Consider the following 23,509-nt stretch of genomic DNA (forward strand, 5'->3'; position numbering starts at 1 on the left):
TATTTTTTTCGACCGATTTCGTCTATTTTTGCCACCTCAAGGGTCATTTTTACCATTTGTGAAAATTTTTTGATTTTTTAGATTATAGTAGTGCCAAAGTCAGAAAAAAAGGAGGGTAGCGGTTATTTTTTTAAGGAATTATAGAAAAAGATTACAAGAGGGAGAAAGAGACTATGAAGAGATTTCGAAAGTCGGCTATAGCCTTAGTACTTGCACTCCTGATGGCACTACAGGGAACAGAACCTATCTTTGTACAGGCAAAAGAGGCCATTGAGGATGTACAGAAGAATGCAGATTTCTCCAGACCAGAGGCTTTGACTGAAGAGGAAGCCGGGATAACAGATTCCACATCTGGAGAACAAGATAAGAGTCAGCAGTCTGATGCGGACGTACAAAATGAAACGACGCCATCAGAAGATACAGAGATTCAGGAAGAACAGACAACTCCAGCGGAAGAAACAGAAGAAAATCCGCAGGAAAAAGAAGTGGAGTTGAAAGAACCTCAGGATTACTATCCGATTCCGGAAGAACCGGAAGGTGAACTGATCGATTATGATGCCATTTCCAAGACTTATAAGACAGGAGACAAGCAGTATACAACCGTTTATGGAGGTTATGTCGGAACTTATAAGAATGAGGATGGAGATACCGAGCTGGTTGATAATACACTTGTAAAACCAGAAGAAGCAGATACTCCGGCATCCGAAGAAGCACAGGAAGCCAGCAGTGTAGTGGCAACTGAGGAAAAGGAAGAGAAAACAGAAGTTTATCAGAACAAGGCAAACGATTATGCCATCCTTCTTCCGGAACAGATGTCAGAAGAGAATGGTGTAACGATTGAAAATGGAAAGACCAGAATCGGAATCATTCCAGTAGATGGAGATTATACACATTCTGTTATTAAGGATAATGCGATCCTTTATAATGAAGTTTACGAGGGCGCAGATGTTCAGTATACAGTACTGGATTCCAGTATCAAAGAAGATATCGTACTTCAGCAGCCAACAGACAGGGAAGTCTATGAATACGAGCTGCAGATTCCGGGGTATCAGGCAGAAGTAAAAGACAATCAGGTCTATATCTATCCGGAAGGGAAGACAATCAAAGATGCAAAGTATCTTCTGGAGACTCCATCAATGGAAGATGCTGCCGGGGAAATCAGTTTCCTGATCACATTGGAACTTCGGGAAGAAGAGGGAAAAACAATCCTGACCGTAAAACCAGACAGGGATTGGCTTTCGGCAGAAGAACGTCAGTATCCGGTCAGGATCGATCCGACACCAGTGGAAATCCAGAAGAGTTCCTTTAACATGATTGGTGTGGAAGAGGGAAGTCCAACCAGCCAGATTGGAGATAACAATTATCCGTATGTTGGATTTGATGATGGTATTAAGTCTGGAAACCTTGCAGGATTTGGAACAGCACACCAGAACTGCCGGACTTATATCAAAGTAAATTCAAATTTTAGTCAGATTCCGAAAGATTCCAAAATTGACAGTGCAACATTTGCAGTCAGTCAGAAAACTGCATACAGTGGTGGTGCATCCCAGTTTGGACTTTATCGTGTAGATCAGTCGTGGAACACCTCCATCACATGGAAAACAAAACCAGTAAATCTTACGTTCCAGGATGTACAGAATGCAAGTACCAGCAGGAACAGCTATATCAATTATGACGTTAAAGATCTGGTTAATGACTGGGTGCAGGGAACTCATGCGAATAACGGATTTGCACTGGTAGCCATTGCCGAGGCAAATAACCTTGGAGCTTCTATGCAGTGTGAGGTACTGAATAACAGGGCATCCGTTTATGGACCGAAACTCAGTATTCAGTGGTCACCGGCTGAAGATCCATATCTGCGAGATATGTCACTGGATGAAACAACGATCCTGCTTCGCCCGATGACAGAAAAGAATACCAATGGAAAACTGAAATTTGATGCCGTATTTGCAGACGGAATTGCAAAGAGCAAATCTACAGTAGAGTATTATCTGCTCCCAGATGAGGAAAAAGAAGAGCATCACGAAACAGATGCAAAACCATTGTATTCCTATCCAGACAGCACGGAATACAATAAGCAGTTCCCGGAGGCGAATAAGTATTACAGCAAAGATTCCAACTGGCAGAGTGCTTTGTATTCAGGACTGACAAAAGATAAACTCTATAAAATAAAAGCAAAAGCATCAAAAGAAATCGATGGCAAACTGGAAACGGGAAAAGAAGTGACCAGTGACAGCTTTGTGATTTATGAAGTGAAGCAGTTTGATACATTCCCGAAGATTGCAAAATATTATGGTGTTCCGCTTAAGAACATTATGAAAGACAATCAGGTGATGGACGCACTGGTAGTTGCAAATAATACGATTTTTATCCGTAACCCACAGACAAATGTTCCATATAGTCCTGCACCGCTTACCGATCAGGATAAGATGCGGATTGACGGAGCATTGATGGGAAGAGGCCTGCACTGTGAATTTGGATTTGAGCCGGTCAATTTAAATACCGGTAACTTCTATATGGATCAGTCCGATGCGACGATGAATGAGCTGAATGGGGAATTCTCCATTACAAGAAGCTACAATTCCAAAGGAACAGACCAGCATTCCATGTTCGGACGTGGATGGAGCTTTAACTATGACCAGTCACTTTCTCAGATGGAGGACGGAAACCTTCTGTATATGAGAGGGGACGGAAGTTATCTGATCTTTGATAAGAATGAAGATGGAAACTACACTGCTCCGGATGGTTATGTATACGATTTAAAAACAGTCAGCTATAAAGATACAGACCATGACTACATCGGATGGGAACTGACAGATGCGGATCAGAGCGTCTGGTCATTTGATAAATACGGAATCTTACGATATGTAACGGATGTGAATGGATTTAAGACAGTATTAGATTATGACGATGATTATAATCTGAGCAAGATTACCACACCATCCGGCAAGACGTTTGGGGTAAAACAGGATAAATTCGGTCATATTAAGGAACTGTCCCTTCCAGACGGTGGAAAAGTTTCTTACAAATATGATGAGCAGGGAAATCTGGTATCTGTAACAGACCCGAATGGAACAACAAAAGAATATCAGTATGATGATGACAGCCGTATGACAAGCTGGAAAGATGAGAATGGCAATACGGTTGTAAAGAATACTTACGATAAAGAAGGAAGAGTCGTAGAGCAGACCGATGCAGAAAAAGGAACGGCAACTTTCAAGTACGGAAAGAATTCTACTACAACAACGGATAACGAAGGAAATAAGACCGTTTATCATTATGATGATCAGTACCGCACGACCTCCATTGAATATCCGGATGGAACAACCTGTGAAAAGACTTATAATGCAGAAAATCAGCTTGCTTCCGAAACGACAGCAGCCGGAACAAAAACTTACACTTATGATGCATTTGGTAATGTAGCAACGGAGACAAGAGAGGATGGAAAGACAGCCTCCTATACTTATAATGAGCAGAATAAGCTGACCAGTGCAACTGGATATAACGGAGCAACGGTTACTTACAGTTATGACGGTAATGGAAATATGGTCACATCTACAAAACCGGATGGAACAGCCATTACCTATACTTACGATGACAAACATCGTATGGTATCCCAGACAGACGGCAGAGGTGTCACAACAACGTATTCGTATGACGGACCGAACATGACCGGATATGTGGATGGAAATGGAGCAGCATGGGGATTCACGTATGACGCGATGAATCGTGCAGTTACCATGACAGATCCACTTGGACATGTAACCTCGAACAGTTACGATGCGAATGGCAATCTGACTTCCAAGACAGCAGCCGATGGCGGTGTGACCGCTTATACACTGGATGGTGTGGGAAATATTACAGCAAGTACTGATGCACTGGGGAATACCACCACTTATACTTATGATAAGATGTACAACATGACCAGTGGTACAGATCCGAAAGGAAATCAGATCAGCTACGCTTATGATAAGAATTATCAGCAGGTCAAAGCAACCGATGCAAAAGGAAATACAATTACTTATAAGTATGACAGCATGGGACGTGTCATAGAAGAGAGTAATAAAGATTTTGGAACAAAGCTCTATGAATATGACAAAGCAGGAAATCTGAAAAAATATACCGACGGAAATGGAAATGCAACCGTATCCAAGTTTGATTCCCTTGGACAGGTGCTTCAGTCCAAAGATGCAGTTGGTAATGTAACCAAATATGAATATGACGCATTAGGAAATGAAACAAAGATTACCTATGGAGATGGAAGCAGCCATTCCAAGGAATATGATAACTGCGGAAGGCTCGCTAAAGAGACAGATGAATTAGGTGCAGTTATCACTTACGCTTATGATGCGGCAGACAATCTGGTATCAAAATCAGATGACAGTGGAAGAACCTGGACTTATACCTATGATAATACAGGAAACCGCTTAAGTGAAACCAACCCAGAAGGTGGAACTACCACATATACTTATGATAAAGCAGGAAATCTGGTATCTTCTACCGATGAAGAGGGAAGAACAGATACTTATGCTTACGACAAGGCAGGAAATCTTACTACATCCAAAGATGCCCTTGGATATACCGTATCCATGAAGTATGACTTAAATGGAAATCTGGTATCCTCTACCGATGAAAATGGAAATACCAGTACCATGACTTACGATGGTAATGGAAACATGACATCGGTAACCGATGCAAAGGGCAACATTACAGCAATGAAATATGATTCCACCGACAATCTGGAACAGACGGTGGACGCCCTGAAAGGAAAGACCACTTACGAATACGATTCACAGGGCAACAGCACAAAGATGACAGATGCCCTTGGTAATGCGTATGTTTATGCGTATGACCATGAAGGAAATAACACATTGATCACACTTCCGACAGGAGATAAAGTCCAGATGGAATATGATGCCATCGGACAGCTTATCAAGTGTACGGATGCACAGGGACTTGTCATTACCTATCAGTATGACGGAGCAGGCAACCTGATCCATTCCTCCGACAATGGTGGAAACAGCATGGATTATACTTATGATGGTGCCGGAAATGTACTGACACAGACCGATGAACTTGGCAGGACAGCAACATACAAGTACGATCAATACGGCAGACTCCTGAAACTTACTGAAGCAGACGGAAGTACCACATCTTATGAATATGATGTTATGGACCGCATTACAACGGTAACGGATGCGGAAGGTCATAAAACAACCTTTACCTACGATAAAGTCGGCAACCAGTTATCCATGACAGAAGAAGAGGAAGCCACATATAAATACGCTTACGATAAGAAAGACCGGGTTATCTCTCAGACAAATCCACTGGGAGCATCCAGCACCTTTAAGTATGACGGAAATGATAATGTGATGGAATCTGTCGATGAAAACGGTACGGTTACCAAGTATACTTACGATAAAAATGACAACCTCGTATCCCAGACAGACGGAAATGGAAATACGACAACCTACCAGTATGATGAACTGGACCGCAAGATCGGTGAGACTTCTCCGTTAAAAGAAACAAATGAATACCGTTATGATGCCATTGGCAATCTTACCAAATCAAAAGATCCGATGGGACTCATTACCGAATACAAATATGACAGCCTGAGTAACATGACGGAACAGATTTCTCCAAAGGGAGCAGTTACCAAATATGATTACGACAAGCATGGCAATGTCATTTCTGTAACGGATGCAAAGGGAAATGAGACACAGTACAGTGTTGACCTGAATGACAATGTCACAAAGATGACACAGGCGAATGGCGGAGAGTATACCTACAGTTATGATAAAGCCGGACGTCTGAAGAGTATGACCAGTCCACTGGGTTATACCAAGAATTTCGCTTATGATAAAGTGGACAACGTGGTAAAAGAAAGCGACAGCTTAAAGAGTACCACAACTTATACGTACGATAAGCTCCACAACATGAAGTCTTCTACCAATGCACTGGATGGAACAACCAGCTTTTCTTATGATAAGTATGGCAATCTGGTGAAGGAGACAGATCCACTTGGACGGAGCAATACCTACAGTTATGACCTGGCAGGCCAGATGACTTCTGCAGCCGATCCGCTTGGTAAGATAACTGCTTATACTTACGACCCGGCAGGAAATATTACTGAGATTACCAAACCGGGTGGAAGAAAGACCAGCTATGGATATGACAAGAATTATAATGTGACATCTGTAACAGACCCGATGGGCTATGTTGCAAAGACAGTCTACGATAAAGACAATCGTGTAACAGAAGAGACCGATGCACTGGGGCAGAAGGAATCCTATACCTATGATAAGGACAGCAGGGTAACTTCTATTACAGACAAGCGAGGATTCACAACAGGATTTGATTACGATGCACATGGTAATATTCAGGTTGTTACAGATAAGACCGGATTAAAGAGCCATCTGGAATATGACAAGAATGACAACCTGACCAAAGTAACTGATGCCCTTGGCGGTGTAACAACTTATGGTTACGACAACATGGATAACCTGGTGACTTTCACCAATGCAGCAAATAAGACAACGAATTATACTTATGATCTGGAAGGCAACCTGACATCCATCAAAGATCCGACAGGAAGAACGGAAAAATTCGACTATGATGAAAAAGGCAGACTGACCGGACATACACAGGCAAGCGGCAAGAAAACCACGTATGATTACGACAAACTGAATGACCTGTTGGAGAAATCTTATCAGGACGCAAAAGGCGAGACATCCGAAAAGGACGTGACCTACGCATATAACAGTGCCGGGGAACGGGTATCCATGAAGGATCAGACAGGCCAGAGCAGTTACGAATACGATGCGCTCGGAAGAATCACCAAAGTGACAAGCGGTTCGAAAAAGAATGTCAGCTACGTTTATGATGATGCAGATAATCTGCAGGCAATCGTATACCCGGATGGGACAAAGGTCAGCTATGAATATGACTTAAATGATAATCTGGTAAAACTGACAGATCGTAATGGAAAAGTAACCACTTACAAGCATGATGCACTGAACCGTGTGACAGAAGTCGTTAGAAGCAACGGAACAAAGACGGAAGTGTCTTACGATGCAGAAAATCATATCACAAAGATTGTGAATACCTGTGGTTCCTGTGGCAAAGTAATCAGCACTTATGAGTACAAGTACAATGATCAGGGATATGTAGTCAGCGAGACAGCGACCGAACTGGAAGCCGGAACAAGAAAGACGCCAAGCTGGGAAGACTGGTATAACTGGGGCGATACACAGAAAGAGACAGACAAAGCAGACTGTGAGCATCAGGAGAAAGAGATCCAGACGACACGTACCTATGAATACGATGACAACTGGGAACTGACACGCTGTACGGAAAAAGCAGAAGGCGGTAAAAAGACGGTTCATAATTATACTTATGACAAGATTGGAAACCGGACCTCTTACGAGAAGATCGAAGATGGTGTTAGCAAAGCAAAATATAACTATAAGTACAACGATTCCAACCAGCTCATCAAACGCACGAATGCAAAAATCTGGGGCGATCCGGGAACAACCTACAGCTATGATAAAGATGGCAATCTGATCCAGGAATGTGATAAGACAAACAGTGCAGATCCGGTTACTTATGAATACACAGCAGAGAATCGTCTGGCAGTAGTAAAACAGGGTGGAACAGTCCTGATGGCAGCCATGTACGATGGAGATAACAACCGGCTATTCGAACTGGATAACACTTATAAATGGGAAGACTGCTATGGCGATGAAGTCCTGATTCCGGAGAACCAGCGTACCGAAGATGGAAACAGCCCGAAAGAACAGCTTGCATCTCTGGTAAAAGGCGGTTCAAATGCCAAAGGTTACACATTGACAGAGTATATCAACGATATCAATCGTGAAAATACAGAAGTCCTCGCAGAGTATGGGGCAGACGAGAAAGTCCGTCAGGCTTATACTTATGGAGAAAGTGGAATCGGAGAACGTATAAGCGTTGATAAATCCACAGAAAGCAGTTATTATTTATATGACGGAAGAAACAGCGTGACCGGAATCCTGACCGAAACAGCTAATCTGACGAACAGTTATCAGTATGATCCATACGGTAACCTTACATCAGGAACAGCAGACGGTGTCAATTACTACGGTTACAATGGGGAGTCCACAAATGTAAAAACAGGACTTCAGTATCTGCGGGCAAGATACTATAACGCAGAGAACGGAACCTTTACAACTGAAGATAGTGACCTTGGAACGACAGAAAATCCACTGACCAGAAACAGATATGCATATACATCCAATAATCCGGTAAACTATGATGATCCGACAGGACATTCATGGTGGAAAAAGGCTGCAAGTGCAGTGAAACGTGTTGGAAAGAAAATTGCTAATACTGCAAAAAAAGTAGTTAAAAATGTTGTAAATACAGTTAAAAATGTTGCTAAGACGGTGGTGAACACTGTTAAAAAAGCTGTTGGCTGGGTTCAGAATACAGCAAAGAATCCTAAAAAAGCGATACAAAAGGCAAAAAATGCAGTACAAAACAAATATCGACAAGCACAGAATAAACTTAATAATACTTATAATAAAATAGTATCAAAAGGTTCTCAACTTATAAGATATGCTAAGCAAAAATATGCGGAAAAGAAACAACAATTCACAGATTTTGTTTCTTATGTATCGCAAAGGACAAAAGAAATTCGAGCAAATGTTAGTAGAGAACTTTGTAGTGTAACAGAAAGAGCATTTGATAAAAAAATAGTAAGTAATGAAAATGGGAAACTGCAAGTTACATCACCATTAAAGAATGCAATGGATGCATTTAAAGAAGCAACAAAAGAAGGTGAATTAGATTACACAATTGATTTGGCAATAGGTGCTGAAAAAGATAAAGATGGAAACTATCACATCAAGCAGAATTATTGGCAAAGTAATAAATTCGTCGGATATAATGATTTATATGATGATGTCTTTAAAGCAGCTGGAGTAGTTAATGGATCGGTACCTGATATTTATAAAAAAGAATTCATGATGAATGGTGAAACCTATATTATATGGGCTTGGAAAGGAGATTATATTAATTTAGGAGCAGGTGCTGAAACTGGAATCTATAAAAAAGGCATCGGTAATCATTATTTTACTGCAACAGGATTGTCACAAAAAATGCAATTAAGTTTAAAGGATACCAAAAATAATAATACAATTTTTGACTATAATCCGACAGAACGTCAATGGTGGGTAAATGGATTTAATCCTAATCATCAAGGTGTACAAGCTAAAGAGTTAGAGTCGATTACAGTAATTCAGTTTTCTGATTCTAAGGAAGATCAAGATTTGTTCAAGGCATTAGCAAAAACAATGGAAGGAAAAAAAGAATGGAATATAGATGAGGAAAAGAAAACAGCAACATTAACGTGGTAGTTTGATTAATATCCTCCAGTTAAAGAAAAAGTTAACTGGAGGATGAAATAAAAAGAGGCTATTTGCATGACTAAAAAGATTAAAATAATAGGTTTTTTATGTGTAATAAGTTTTTTATTAGGAGGATGTGGTATTAAAGATAAAATTAAATTATATTTTATGAGCGAATTCGATAAATCTAATATAGAATGTGAAAAAATAATCGATGCAATAAATACGCATGATGAAAGTGCAGTTGAAAAATTATTTTCAGAGAATACACTTGAAAAAGTTGATGATTTAGAAAAAGGATATGAGTATCTTTTTGATGAATATCAAGGTGAAACAGAAAAAATCAAACGTATAGATTATAGTAGTATGACTCATTATGGAAATAAGTTTGATTTGACCAGAGAAGTTTGTGCAGAGTTTTTAGTTACCACAAAAGAAAAAAAATATGATTTTTATGTAGAATATACGATTGTAGAAGGAAGAAAATCAAAAGATAAAGGAATATCTAAACTAGTAGTAAAATCGTTTGAAAATGAAGATAAACCAGTATGTAAGACGTATGAAAAAAATGGAATATACTGGCCTGGTTGGGATGAAGGAGGAAAGGAAGAGTGAAAAAAATGATTTGGACATTAGGAATCGTATTTTGTATTGTGGTATTAGTAATAGGATGTTCGAAAAAAGATAATTCAAGAAAGGAAAATATAGAGGAGCAGAAATATATCAAAACGTTTGGTGAATATTGTGTTTCTAAACAATGGATTGAAAATAAGGAACATTCAACGGATGATATGTTTTTCTATGTAAAAGAAGGAACAGAAAAACAGAGACAACCAGATAATATAGCAGTTAGTATCGGAGAAAATAAATACAGTAAAGAAGAAAGTGAACGTTTTAAAGAAGCAATTCAACAACAAATTTCTGAACAATTATCAGGATATTCAGATGTGACATTAACAGCATCGGGTTTTCAGAGTGGAGACAATACAGTATATTTATTTACAGTAGCAGAAAATGATACGGGATTAATAACGAATCAGTATTATATAGTCGGTGAAAAAAAATATTGTCTAGTACAGGAAAGCAATTTTGATGAATCAGGAGAATGTGATGAAGTTGCTAAAAATCTGATAAAAAGTTTTAAGTGGAAATAATATAGGTGAAAGAGTGAAAAATGTTAGAACAATTGTTGGAATTGTTATGTTAATAATAATTAGCTTGACAGCTTGTTCATCCCCAAAAGATTTCAATGCTAAATCCTATGTCCAATCTTCTCTTGATGCAGAGTATCATAGAGAGTATACAGATTATGCGAATCTGATGGAAATCTCAGAAGAGGATGTGAAGAAACAGGTCGAAGAAGATTTCAATGAAAGTATCCGTCAGCAATTTGCTTCTTCCGATAACATCACAGAAGAGGAGATTGCAGCTTACACAGAGAAGATGGCAGAGGTTAAAAAACTGGCGAAGTACAAGGTGCAGGATGAGAAAAAGGATGAGGATGGAAATTACACGATCAGTGTAAAAGTTGAACCGTCCGATGTATTTCAGACATTGCAGCAGAGCTCTGCAGAAGTCAGCAAGGAAAAGATTGCACAGGGAATGAAAGAAACAGATCCGGGTGTATTTGCATCTGTTTTAACGGAAAGTGTGCAGAAGAGCATTGACAAGAACAGCTATGGAGCTCCGGTGACAGTAACTGTAAAAGTGGAAAAGAATCATTCTGGGACGTATGATCTGTCTGAAACCGAAAGAAACAAGCTGGAGACAGTGATGTTTCCAACAGAATAACTGAATATGGAAAAAGTGGACTGCCGGGGTAAAATCCTGGCAGTTTTTATATCAAAGTATGCAAGAGAATCTGCCAGTGGCAGGGTCTCTGTATCGCCATGCGTTCGGAAGGAGCTGCCAGTGACAGCTCCTGTAGATGAAGGCTCTGAAAATGATTTAGAGAATGCAAGATAATTCCGAAGGAACGAAAGAAGGTGAAAAATTATTTGGATATTAACGGACTTAGAAGAAATGTCGAAAGATGTCGGATAATGCGAAAAATGACTGTTAAGTGACTGTTATATAACATAGTTTTGACAGCCTTTTTTTATATACTTTTCTTTGTGGTGTTTTAAGGAAAGGCATAGCAAGGAGAAGAATTATATTTGTATCAAAGAAAGTGCTTAAGACAACAAAATGGGAATAAAAAGCAAAGTGTTGTGATCGAACTGGTTGCAGCACTTTTTTATTCGACATTTTTCGAGAATCGTGGGACACCACATATCCGATCACCGCCATACTTCGATTTGATTTCTATACCAAAAATCAGATCGGAGGAAAGATAAATGGCTTATAACAAGACAAGTGAAGAACGAAAGTGGAATTATTGGAAAGAACAGGAAGAAAAGAAACTGCGTGAACTGGGAATGGAAGAAGAGAAGATCCAAAAGTTGCGCCAGATGGACAGAGAAGATTTTCTGGAAGAGCGCAGATACCGGGAACATCTGGATGAAATGATGCAGGATATGGATTCCATAAAACAAAGGGACAAAGGACGGTTTGCACAGGATATCCGGGAACTTTTAGACAACATTGGAGATCGACGGATCTATGAATTATTAAAGGGCACAGAACATCAGACATTAGAGATACTTTTACTTAGTACATGGGGATATTCGGGAAGAGAAATCGCTAAGATCATGGGACTTGCAGAGCAGACTGTTTACACAAAGAGAAACCGTTTGAGAAATAAATTAAAAAATTTGTTGAAAATTGAATAATTATGGCGGTTTTCGTCGGCTATTTAATAGGCAGGTAAATTTTGCCAGTGTACTTTGACAATTCTATACCAGCATTACAGGTACGTTCCCGTAAGTAGAAGCGTGTCAGGAAGGCGCGAGGACAGATGAAAATGACAGGAAAGAATATAAAAAATTCTTTGCTGGTGTTTTTGTTTCGAGCGAATCACCTTTAACTGAAACAGGACCGTGGCGGTCTTTTGCGAGGATCACTTACGAGGGGATAATGATACATAGGAACTGCCAGTGAGCAGAGGATGGACTTTGGGTTGTAATCAGCAAGACCTTTAGAAAATCCGTGAGCGGTGCAATGCCAAGCATCCGCCTGTAATGTTCCCGTAAGGCAATGGGGGAGTCGAGGACAAATACAACGCCAAAAAACAAAAGTATAAGAAATCAAGGAAGAATGTGTCGTTGATATCAGATACATACGGCTGTAGGGAGAAATCCTTTACAGCCGTATTGATGTGATATCAGCACGCATATCAGGTAACAAATTATGTATTACACAAGAGAATATCTCAATAGAGCGCATCGAGAAATTGATACTATTTTCCGAGTGCTGTTCCCGGAACATGGAATGGCAGTAAGGGAAGAACAGATTATGTTATGCCACGAAATGCTGGATAACCTGCTGGGAAGAAACATAGCACTGTGTGACGCGGGTGTCGGTATCGGCAAGACGTATGCTTATCTGGTGGCCTGTGTTCTGATGAGAAAATATTCCCTCCTTGCAGAAGGATGTTCCCCTTATGAGCAGCGTCCGGTCGTGATATCCACTTCCAGCATTGCACTCCAGAAAGCAATTCTTACAGAATATATCCCTTTTCTCTCCCGGATTCTTCAGGAGAACGGAACGATTCAGGCTCCCATCAAAGCGGTAATACGGAAAGGGAAAGAGCATTTTGTCTGCGATGAGAGATTAATGCAACGAATCGTTGCAATCGAAGGAAAAAACAAAAATGCGATGCAGAAAGAAGCTCTGCTGTCGTTAAAAGAACATTATGATATGGACGAGGTGTCTAATTTAAGTGGGTTTGACCGAAGGCTGGTGAATGTGCCAAAGTTCTGTTCGGGAGACTGCCCGAAAAGAGGCTCATGCAGGTATCAGCAGTATCTGGAGCGTTCCAGAGATCATGAAATGTTCATTCAGATCTGTAATCACAATTATCTGCTGGCTGATGGTTATCACAGGCTGCAGGATTACCGCCCGTTATTAAAAGACTACAGGGCATTGATTGTAGATGAAGCACACAAGCTGCCAGATGCGGCAAAGCAGATGTTCGGGAAGAGCCTCTGTTATGACGATATCCGGGAAATCTGCTTTTATCTTGGGAAAGAGTACCAAGGTCCGGAGATAAGAAAACTGTCCGGGACGATCCGGATGGTGCTGGATATCATAGGAGAAAACCACAGAACCAGATATGGGATAAAAGAAGAATTCCACATGACAGAAGAGTGTGCAATGTATTTATATGAGGGGATACAGACCATGAATAAGATCATAGAAAAATTAGAAAAGAAGATTCCAAAGTGGATCAGAAACAAGCTGGAAGAAACCAAAAGTGTGCTGGAATGCTTTTTCCATCAGGATAAGAAGTATGTGCTGCATCTGAAGCAGGACCATGATCACAGGATTATATTGTGTGCATCCAGCAGACGGATTCCACAGTATCTGGATCAGATGTTGTGGAGCAGAGGAATGGGAGCGATTCTTACAAGCGGAACTTTAAAAACCGGACAGGGATTTTCCCATATTCGGAAAATGACAGGACTACAGGGAGTACGGAGAGTCCGGGAATATGTGGCAGACTCCCCGTTTGAATATCAGAAGAACTGTCTGTTATATCTGCCAAAGAATTTGAAGACATGCAGAAGAGAAAGTCAGGAAGAGGCAGAGATGATAGCAGGACATATCCATTCACTGATCTGTTCGACTTACGGGCATACGCTGGTGCTGTTTACATCTTATCATTTGATGGGAAACGTTTACCAGATGTTAAGGGATGAAATTCCGTTCCCGATGATAGAGGTGTGGAGACATTCACCGGAAGAGATCACAAGATTTAAACAGATGGACAATGCTGTCCTTTTTGCAGCCGGCTCCTGTTGGGAAGGAGTAGACTTACCTGGAGATATGGTATCTTCGCTGATTATAGTAAAACTGCCCTTTGCTGTTCCTGATCCCATCAGTGAAGCACAGAAGAAGGAATATGCCAGCCTGAAAGATTATATTCAGGCAGTGATTGTTCCAGACATGCAGAAAAAACTAAGACAGGGATTCGGACGTGCTCTCCGCACCGAGACAGATACTTGTGTCGTGTCCATTTTAGACGAGCGTGCAGGAGAAGGTGGCAGGTATCATGAGGAAGTAATGTGTGCGCTTCCGAGCTGCAAGATGGCAAAAGATATCAAGGATGTCCAGCACTTTATCCGAAACCGAAAAGGCGTGGAATACTACCTGTAACCGTTCGTGGTTCTGCTACAGAAAAAGCAGATTTTGCACGAAAAGTTTGGTGGTATTTCAAGGGCGTTTTCGGTGAGATTGTTGGTATTGATGAATAGCTATTTCGGCATGAAGTGGGTATACTGTGTATAGCGTTAGAGGAAAGGAGGCAGCTTATGATATACAAGGTGGAAACGATAAAAGATGGAACAGAAAAATATTTTTTCATCAGAAATCTGGAAACAATGAGTATTGAAGAACTGCCAAGTAAATATCTAATGCATAAGATTAAATGTAAACGTTCACCAAATACAGTGAAACGCACAGCATTTTCAATCTGCTATTATATGAAATATATGGCAGAGAAAGAAATGGAACTCACAGAAGTCTATCAGTTAGATTATGAAAAACAGACAGAACACTTTGTGGAATTTTTATACTGGCTTAAAGCCGGAAACCATACAGAGCAAACGGCTGGAGAAAAGAAGTGTCCGAATGAAGGAACCTGCAACGCATACTTAAAAGATGTGTTCAGGTTCTATTTATTTATAGAGGCAGAATATGAACAGTACGGAAGTCTCAAAACCTTATCGTATAACCAGATTATAGCGGTTAATCAGGTGGGAGTAAAAAAGGTACTGCGGAATCATTCTTTTAAAGCCTATCTGAAGGAAGAGGAACATCGTGGGAGAACAGCAAAAGAAAATCAGATTATTACAATTTTACAGGCCTGTACGAACCGAAGAGATCAGCTTCTGTTACTTATGTTAGCAGAAACCGGATACAGAATTGGGGAACTACTGGGAGTAAAATATGTCAAAGATATTGATTATAGGAATCACATGATAAGGGTATGCTTCCGGGAAGATAATGAAAATGAAGCGAGAGCCAAAAATGCGGAATACAGAAGTGCCAAGATAAGTAATGATACGTTTGAATTTCTCATGGATTATCTGGCAAAATATCGGAAAATCCTGCAACATCAGGATTACCTGTTTGTGAATATCATGGGTGAGAACATTGGAAAGCCATTAAGAGTGGACAGTGTATATGATATGTTGGACCGAATGGAAAAGAAAACCGGAGTTAAAATCACACCCCACATGTTACGTCACTATTTTGCAAATATGCGAAAGCAGGCAGGATGGGAACTGGAAATGATCAGTCAGGCATTGGGGCATAAACATTTGGATACGACTATAAAGTATCTGGACTGGCTGGATGATGAACTGATAGAAGCAAGTAATGAGTTTTATGCACAACACACTGCTATTTATGGGGCGGAACGTCTGCTGGAGTAGGGAGGTGTGAGAAATACCTATATATTTATTGCAACAGGCAGAACACATAACAGAATCTGAAGTAGATATTGAGAAGAAAAAGCAGGAACTATATTCAGAAATTGATGCACTTGGAATAAAAAGCGATTCAAGAATTAACAAATTGAAAAAGTTCTTGGCAGATAGAAAAATCTGGCATCTGGAAGAAATGGATTATCCTTTGCGAAATTCGTATGAACAATATTTAAGAGGACAGATACGATCACAAATTGTATCTTTCTATTTGAAAATATATGATACGGTAAAACAACAACATATCTATCAACAGATGCAGACGCTAAATGGAAAGCGGATATATGAATGGAAATATCAAAATAAAATTTATTTTCTGAAGTATTATCCGGAAAAGGAAATAGCTGAGACCTTTGAAACTTCTTATAAAACAAACCTATTGGTGTGGGATTTTACACAAAATTGTTCAGAAGTTTTAAAGAAACAAATTTTTTATACGTTGAGTCGTATCATTGCAAATACTTCAATGTCTAAGGCTTATAGAAATGTCAGGTTAAAATCCTTAAAACTTCTTTATGATTCTTGTGTTCAGTTAAATATTACGGATATTGGATTGCTGGAAATGGAACAAGTGGAAACTATTTTAAAGAATTTTCCCGAAACGAGTCAACGAAGTATTTTAGGTGAATGCAGAAGAGATGCGTTTATGCAGCAGGAACAGATCCAATGGGAAGCAAATGTATGGTATCTGGAACGATTACATCTTGGAAAACATCGGATAGACGAAAGTAAATCCTTAATTAGCATTTCTTTTATGGAAGTCAAGGAAATACAGAATCGAGAAATTTTACAGGCATACATGAAATATGAACTGGGAATTACTGGACAGGCAGTCAGCACGATTGTACGAAGATTTGTATGTATTAGAAATTTTATTGAACTGCTGGAACAAGAAAAGATACTGGCGATTCATGCAACTGTCGCAGAAGTAAAAAAGTATGCAGACGGCTTGCGAGAACGGGGAATGCAGGCAAAGGGATTTAATGAAAGAATTTTCGGTATCGGTCATTTTTATAAATTCATGGAAGTTAAACAGTATATTACAAGAATGCCATTCCGAATTGAATATTTCCAACAAAAAGAAGTAGTAGTACATCATGATCGTAGCGTTGAGGAAACAGTATATATGGAAATTTTGAAAAAATTATATCTTTTTCCAGAGCGATTACGATGTATGTTCCTACATCTGTGGTGTCTAGGATTACGGGCGAGTGAAGTGTGTACATTGAAAGGAAATGCTTATTATCAGCAGGGCGAGGATTATTGGATTCAGGTGTATCAGGTCAAAATGAAGAATTATAAAAGGATTCCAATCCCACAGGCACTTTATCAGATTATGAAAGTATACTTGAAAAAACATGAAATTCAGCCTGAAGAATTCATTTTTAAAAACAACAGAGGTGGTGCTTGTCTATATGGCACATTCCGAACTCAGATGATAGAAGCGTGCCGGGAAAATAAGATTGCAAATGGAGAATATTTATTTCAATCACACGATTATCGACATACAGTAGCAACTATGTTTTATGACAGTCATGTATCACTGCAAAGTATCAGGGATTATCTTGGACATACTTATGAAGAGATGACAAGACAGTATATTGATTATATGCCACAAAGGATTGCAAAAGCAAATGATGAGTTCTTTGAAATGCAAGGAAGTAGTTTAGCATCATGGCTAAAGAAAGAGGAAAAAGATGGAAAATGATATTATATACTTCAGCGATTTCCCCAATTTACAAGAAACAGGGACACGTAAGGATAATGGAAAATTTGATTTAACGTTGCTTCCAACGCAAGAATTAAAGGAAGAGTTTCGAGGTTATATTATGTATCGCTGCAAAAACGGAACGTTTAGAGCATTGATTCAGGATCGAACAGCTTATAATCATATTGCAAAGTTTTTGAACAGCAGAATAAATCGGAGAATCAAAAGCCTTGGAGATAGAAATCCAGAAAAATGGATATCACTTTTAAAAGGCTGGATGTTAGAACAGGGAATAACCATTGTAAAAGAAAAGAAGAGTGTGTATGGTACAGTAAGCTATGGCGAAGCAGTGACGATATTATATTTCAGAAACGTACTGAAATTTTTAGAGCCAGAAGATTTACGGGATGAGATAGAAAAAGATGTTTGGGAACTAAAAAATCTGGATATTAAAATCAGATCCAATCCAATTTATAATGTAAAAACACTGGATTTCAGAAAAATATATCAGCCAGATATCCGGGAAGAATGTAAGAAAGCTGTTTATATGAATCTACAGTATGAAGCAATAGGAACTGTACAGGGAGAACTGACAATAATGAGGATATTCTCAGAATATCTCCAAAAAGAGTATTCCAAAATAAAAAGTTGCAGTGAAATAGACAGAGAAGTGCTGGAAGAATTTTTGATACATCTGTCAACAAAAGATACTTCCCATAGTGCGAATAGTTCTTATGTAATTTCATTAAGACGACAGTTAGAGACAATCGGAAAAATTTACAGCTATGAAAGATTGGAGCATTTATTTATTAATACGGATATTCCACCGGAAGTAAATGCAGAATTTAGAGTGTATTCTGATGATGAAATGAAACGACTGAATGCGGAAATTACACAGATGGATGTACAGATTGCAAGATGTCTTCTGATACATCAGATGCTTGGAACTAGGATATCAGATACCCTTACACTGAGACCAGATTGTCTGACGAGAGAAAATGGCCAAGATATGATTGAAATATATCAAGTTAAAACTAAAAGATATAAAAAACCGATCAGTAAAGAACTTGCAAAACTGTTACAGAGTTCTATTGAATATACACAGGAAAAGTTCGGTGATACAGAATACATATTTGTTAATGAAAAAGAACCTGACCGCCCGATGCAGTATATGGCTATAAAAACAAAAGTCATGTCCATGATACAGGAAAAGCAGTTGAAAGATGATCATGGCGAATTATTCGGGTTTGGAACGCACATGTTCCGGCACTACTATGGCGTCAAACTTACAGAAATGCATCTGGATGACTGGACGATAGCGAGACTATTGGGGCATAAAAGACTGAATAATGTACAGCATTACCGGAAAATGAGCAATCAAAGAATGGCAGACGAAACCAGAGAAGTAAGACAGAGGATGAGTGACATCATATATATGAGTCTGGCAAGATGGGGTGAAGAATATGAGCAAATACGACAAGATGATTGAGGAAAATCAGAGAAAAAGTAAAGAGAAAATTGAACTGGCATTGCAAGCAATACAAGATATGCTGGCAAATAAAGAACGTATCAGCGTTCCAAAGCTGATGAAGAAAACTGGATTGTCGAGAGGATTCTTTTATAAAAATCCAACCGTCCGGGATACATTGAACCAAGCAGTAGAGCAACAGGCCGGAATGATAGATCCAAGAAGAGAAATTCTGAACATGGCGATGGAAAAACAGATTGAACTGTTGAACCAGAAGGTGGCAGCTCTGAGCAGAGAAAATAAGGAACTGAAGAGAAAGAACGAAAAGTTACAGAAGGCATTACGGAAACAGGATTTGAATTTTATTAAGAACTTATAACATTGAAAATAATAAGATGGAAGAGATGTGTGCAGACACATCTTTTCATCGTTGAGGATAAAATATATAGAATGAGAATGGGATTGTTTTATGGTATACTAAAAGTGAAATGCTAACTTTGATATGAGGTATAAAACAATATGACAGAAATACAAATTAAAAATTTAATTAAAGAATATGAAAAAGAATATATTGAGTTTATGGAAATTGAGAAATTACCACAGTATAAGATAGATTTTTTTGAAATTAATGTTGAGGAAAGCGATGCAGCAGGATTCGCTTCAGCCGCCCAAGCTTACTATAATACGAAAACAGATGAACATATATTAAGGATATGCAAAAGTTCGGAAATACCAAGGTATATTGTGTTTCATGAATTTACGCATATTTTAGATACGGAAATGTATGCAAAGCAAGATTCTTGGAAATATATGGCTTTGTCTGGTTATACAGAATATCATGCAGCACAAGTTGAATTGATGATAATGTTAGGAGCAGATAGTATACAAACTCAAGATTTTTCATTTACAGTTGATGTTGAAATAGGTAATAGTACAGTTAGGAATTACCTAAACTCAAGACATCAATTAGTAGTGAATATGATGAATAGAACAGATTTTCCAAGAGATATTGAAGCATTAAAAACAACGGTAGGTGTGCTATATAATTATTTTGGAGTGCGTTCTATATGTAAAATGTATGCGAAAGATTATACTGAAGAAGTGGATAACACAATTATTATTCAGAAACTTTCAAAAGTATTATTTGAAGAGATAAATAGCTTTATGGTTGGATGGTTTAATGAAGCACAAGTAGAGCTGAGCTTTGTGTCATATATGAAAATAATGTGGCCTATGCTTCAAAGCTATTTTGGAAAAGAATGAAAGATAGTAACAGTAAACACAGTTTTGTATACAGTTAAACCCAGTAAAATCAACGCATGAGGGGAACTGGCTACATTTTACATTGCAACATGGTTGGGATTTGCAGGATATATGGGTGTAGGTCTTATACTATGGCTGTATATGATTCTTATTAAGTGGAAGCATGAAAAGGTATGGATGAAGACACCTGATGGTGATAAGGAATATTAAAATGTGAAGAAAAGAGGTTATGGATTATGAAAGAATTAGAGATAGTTATAAAGCCTGAGAAGCTGGAGAATCTTAAAAGGATTCTTGACAGTGAGGGTGCTAGAGGTGTAATGATTACAACAATATTTGGCTATGGACACCAGAAGGGCGCAGGTCAGGTATATACAAGAGATGAAACTCCGGGTATAAATCTTTTACCTAAATTAAGTGTAAGAACTGTCGTAAAAGACGAGATAGTTGAGGGTATAATTAATAAGGTATTGGAAGAACTTAATACTAACAGTTTTGGTGATGGTAAGATATTCATCAAGGATATTGAGGGAGTAGTCAAGATAAGAACCGGTGAAACCGGTAACGACGCTCTGTGATAAAGCTTTCTTACTTTCCTAATCTTTTTGTAGAGGCAGCCGTCCTGTTTGATCAACAGGGCGGCTGCTTATTTTTGAGAAGTGGTGGCATATTGAAGTCCATATATCTGAATGAAGATTGTATGAAATTATGAAAAGTAAAATTTGGAAGTGAAAATATCAGTCATAGGTGATATAATCAACGATAGTTTAAATGAAAAGGAATTAGAAATTATGAGACATTTTTCGAGAACAGAATTAAAGGCAGCTATTAATATGCTTAAGGAGTTTACTGCGAAGGGCAATTTTGCAGTTCTTATGTATATGGGGGATACTGATAAGCTTGAGGTATCACAGACTCTTAATTCGGATATGAGCTGCTTTTTATTATATGGAAGCATCCAGCCACTCGCATTTTTCTTTGCAGAAAATATTCCTATGACTGCGGGTGAGTTAGAAGAGATTATTAACAAACAGTCAGCAGTGTATGAAGAAGAGATGGACAATTACAGAAATGCACTAAAGGAAAGCGGTGCAGATAATGGACTGTTTATTACTAAATATGAAAGTATGATTCATACATTTATTGCATATGATCCTGACCAGAGTGGTGACAGAGACTGTTATGCACCATTTATTGAGGGTGCATTCAATGTTGAACCGGGTAAGGGACAGTTTGTTAATGAAGTTATGAGACTTGAAGTGTATGATGATGAATATGAGGATGACTGTGTAATCCAGAAGAAGCATTTTGTATATCTTCCATCAGTAAAATTTATGGGAGCATTCAATATGCGAATGATGATGAGTATGGTTGATGCACAGTATAACTAACATTTTACAATTCTTAAATTTATATAATATGTTTGAATCCCGGACTTCTGTATAGTATATTAGAAGTAACTTTAAAGAGTGGAGGGGTTGTATGAACAAAGGACATTTTAAAGACAGTCAGGTTGTTAAGGGAATTACGATTGGTGCAGTGCTAATTGTAATATATCTTGCCCTTAACAATGTGACTGGAATTCTTGATTCTATATCATATCTTGCAGGACTTGTAATGCCATTTATAATTGGCGCAGTCATCGCATTTGTATTCAATGTACCTATGAAAGCAATTGAAAAAGGACTTAACAGGCTGTTTGACAAGCGTTGTAAGAAGAAGCATCCCAGACTTATAAGAGTGCTTGCTTATATGCTTACACTGATTTTGATACTGGCTATTATTGCAGGTGTACTTTTTGTGGTTGTGCCTGAACTGGTAAACACAATAGCTGACCTTATAAGACAGGTGCCGACAGCGGTTAATAATCTTATCAACTGGCTGCAGGTCAAGCTGTCTGCATATCCTGAGTATGAGGAAAAGTTAAGCAGCATATCAATCAACTGGGATTCTGTTCTTTCAAATGTTATGAATTTCCTTTCAATAGGAACTAAAGGAATTATCAATGGAGGAATTGGTGCAATAAGCGGATTTTTCTCAGGAGTCACTAATTTCTTTATTGGATTTGTCTTTTCTGTGTATGTGCTGTTTCAGAAAGAGAGGCTTACAGCGCAATGCAAGAAGCTTATGTATGTGTGCATGTCTGAGAACAGGGCAGATAAAATTATTGAAGTGTTAAGACTTACCAACACTACATTCTCTAATTTCCTGTCAGGACAGTGTCTTGAAGCATGTATTCTTGGAACGATGTTTGTTATTACATTGTCTATATTGAGAATGCCTTATGCGCTTCTTATAGGAATTATTATTGCGGTTACTGCACTTATTCCGATTGTTGGAGCATTTATCGGATGTATAGTTGGTGTGATTCTTATAATGATGACAAGCCCGATAAAGGCGCTGATATTTGTGGGAGTATTCCTTATATTACAGCAGATTGAAGGAAATCTTATATATCCTCATGTTGTCGGAAGTTCAGTTGGACTGCCGGGAATATGGGTGCTTGTTGCTGTTACAATCGGTGGCAATCTGTTTGGTATAATGGGTATGCTTACATTTATTCCAATCAGTTCAGTGTGTTATGCGCTGCTTCGGACATATGTGAATAGGAAAGTGGAAGAGAAGGAGATTGATAAGGGAAAGTTTAAGGGGTGATGCCTTCCGGGAATGGAAGTCAGGCGGCTATGCAGCTTGTTTTCAAACACGCTTGCGCTCGTTCTACGACGCAGCGGTACTAAGCTCGCTGGGATTCGTTGGCGTTAAGCCAACTGTCCCAGCTTACTAAGTGCCGGCGTCTTCGCAACGGTTTGAAAACGAGTTGTATAGTCGCCTGACTTCATTCTCACGGAAGACTTTTGTGCGGTGGATTGGCAGGTGGAGTGTAATATGCGGTGGAGCTGTGGTGGCGGATTGGACGCTGGAGTGGTGAAGAGGCATGTGGAAGTCCAAATTGAGTGAGAAAGTGTGGAGGATTGGACCTTACAAGCAAGAGAATGATGTAAAAGGTCCAGAATTGTTGTGAAATGCACTAGTCAACAAAAAGTAGACATCACTTTATATTTTTATACATCATTTAATGAGCATAATACTCCCTATA

Annotated in this window: 14 protein-coding genes; all 14 read left to right on the forward strand. The window is 38.9% G+C overall.

Annotation, left to right across the window (positions count from 1 at the left end):
- Nucleotides 1-173: 173 nt before the first annotated feature.
- The gene (locus tag GKE48_RS12265) at nt 174-9,395 is read left to right on the forward strand and encodes a DUF6531 domain-containing protein (protein WP_154301189.1); all 9,222 of its coding nucleotides are present in this window, start codon (nt 174-176) and stop codon (nt 9,393-9,395) included.
- Between the two features lie 66 nt (nt 9,396-9,461).
- Nucleotides 9,462-10,001, forward strand: a complete 540-nt coding sequence (locus tag GKE48_RS12270) for a DUF5104 domain-containing protein (RefSeq protein WP_154301190.1) — start codon at nt 9,462-9,464, stop codon at nt 9,999-10,001.
- Nucleotides 9,998-10,540 carry a hypothetical protein gene (locus GKE48_RS12275; RefSeq protein WP_154301191.1) on the forward strand — a complete coding sequence of 181 codons (543 nt, stop codon included), beginning with the start codon at nt 9,998-10,000 and terminating at the stop codon, nt 10,538-10,540. The genes GKE48_RS12270 and GKE48_RS12275 overlap by 4 nt, the downstream gene beginning before the upstream one ends.
- Before the next feature lie 13 nt (nt 10,541-10,553).
- The gene (locus tag GKE48_RS12280) at nt 10,554-11,177 is read left to right on the forward strand and encodes a hypothetical protein (RefSeq protein WP_330583133.1); all 624 of its coding nucleotides are present in this window, start codon (nt 10,554-10,556) and stop codon (nt 11,175-11,177) included.
- 545 nt (nt 11,178-11,722) lie between these two features.
- Nucleotides 11,723-12,157, forward strand: coding sequence for a helix-turn-helix transcriptional regulator (locus GKE48_RS12285; protein WP_118188558.1), 435 nt, complete (start codon nt 11,723-11,725; stop codon nt 12,155-12,157).
- A 517-nt stretch (nt 12,158-12,674) separates the two neighbouring features.
- On the forward strand, nt 12,675-14,642 hold the full coding sequence (locus GKE48_RS12290) for an ATP-dependent DNA helicase (RefSeq protein WP_154301192.1): 1,968 nt from the start codon (nt 12,675-12,677) through the stop codon (nt 14,640-14,642).
- A 155-nt stretch (nt 14,643-14,797) separates the two neighbouring features.
- Nucleotides 14,798-15,922: a tyrosine-type recombinase/integrase gene (locus GKE48_RS12295; RefSeq protein ID WP_006426957.1), complete on the forward strand. Its 1,125-nt coding sequence runs from the start codon at nt 14,798-14,800 to the stop codon at nt 15,920-15,922.
- A gap of 28 nt (nt 15,923-15,950) precedes the next feature.
- Nucleotides 15,951-17,681 carry a tyrosine-type recombinase/integrase gene (locus tag GKE48_RS12300; protein ID WP_055261955.1) on the forward strand — a complete coding sequence of 577 codons (1,731 nt, stop codon included), beginning with the start codon at nt 15,951-15,953 and terminating at the stop codon, nt 17,679-17,681.
- Entirely contained in the window at nt 17,671-19,170 is a 1,500-nt protein-coding gene (locus GKE48_RS12305) for a tyrosine-type recombinase/integrase (protein ID WP_154301193.1), read from the forward strand. The genes GKE48_RS12300 and GKE48_RS12305 overlap by 11 nt, the downstream gene beginning before the upstream one ends.
- On the forward strand, nt 19,145-19,528 hold the full coding sequence (locus GKE48_RS12310; RefSeq protein WP_015513361.1) for a DUF6262 family protein: 384 nt from the start codon (nt 19,145-19,147) through the stop codon (nt 19,526-19,528). Before GKE48_RS12305 ends, GKE48_RS12310 begins: the two co-directional genes overlap by 26 nt.
- Nucleotides 19,529-19,668: 140 nt before the next feature.
- Nucleotides 19,669-20,412, forward strand: a complete 744-nt coding sequence (locus tag GKE48_RS12315; RefSeq protein ID WP_006426953.1) for a hypothetical protein — start codon at nt 19,669-19,671, stop codon at nt 20,410-20,412.
- A 236-nt stretch (nt 20,413-20,648) separates the two neighbouring features.
- Nucleotides 20,649-20,990, forward strand: coding sequence for a P-II family nitrogen regulator (locus tag GKE48_RS12320; RefSeq protein ID WP_012738834.1), 342 nt, complete (start codon nt 20,649-20,651; stop codon nt 20,988-20,990).
- 144 nt (nt 20,991-21,134) lie between these two features.
- Nucleotides 21,135-21,803: a hypothetical protein gene (locus GKE48_RS12325; RefSeq protein ID WP_173016938.1), complete on the forward strand. Its 669-nt coding sequence runs from the start codon at nt 21,135-21,137 to the stop codon at nt 21,801-21,803.
- A gap of 91 nt (nt 21,804-21,894) precedes the next feature.
- Nucleotides 21,895-23,067 (forward strand): AI-2E family transporter, encoded by a 1,173-nt coding sequence (locus tag GKE48_RS12330; protein WP_154301194.1) that lies wholly within the window; start codon nt 21,895-21,897, stop codon nt 23,065-23,067.
- Nucleotides 23,068-23,509 lie beyond the last annotated feature (442 nt).

It is taken from the genome of Lachnospira eligens (genome assembly GCF_009680455.1).
GTDB lineage: Bacteria > Bacillota > Clostridia > Lachnospirales > Lachnospiraceae > Lachnospira > Lachnospira eligens_A.

Coding starts and splice junctions, on each gene's coding strand:
- GKE48_RS12265 (WP_154301189.1), top strand. CDS start 174: ATGAAGAGATTTCGAAAGTCGGCTATAGCCTTAGTACTTGCACTCCTG.
- GKE48_RS12270 (WP_154301190.1), top strand. CDS start 9,462: ATGACTAAAAAGATTAAAATAATAGGTTTTTTATGTGTAATAAGTTTT.
- GKE48_RS12285 (WP_118188558.1), top strand. CDS start 11,723: ATGGCTTATAACAAGACAAGTGAAGAACGAAAGTGGAATTATTGGAAA.
- GKE48_RS12290 (WP_154301192.1), top strand. CDS start 12,675: ATGTATTACACAAGAGAATATCTCAATAGAGCGCATCGAGAAATTGAT.
- GKE48_RS12295 (WP_006426957.1), top strand. CDS start 14,798: ATGATATACAAGGTGGAAACGATAAAAGATGGAACAGAAAAATATTTT.
- GKE48_RS12305 (WP_154301193.1), top strand. CDS start 17,671: ATGGAAAATGATATTATATACTTCAGCGATTTCCCCAATTTACAAGAA.
- GKE48_RS12310 (WP_015513361.1), top strand. CDS start 19,145: ATGAGCAAATACGACAAGATGATTGAGGAAAATCAGAGAAAAAGTAAA.
- GKE48_RS12315 (WP_006426953.1), top strand. CDS start 19,669: ATGACAGAAATACAAATTAAAAATTTAATTAAAGAATATGAAAAAGAA.
- GKE48_RS12320 (WP_012738834.1), top strand. CDS start 20,649: ATGAAAGAATTAGAGATAGTTATAAAGCCTGAGAAGCTGGAGAATCTT.
- GKE48_RS12330 (WP_154301194.1), top strand. CDS start 21,895: ATGAACAAAGGACATTTTAAAGACAGTCAGGTTGTTAAGGGAATTACG.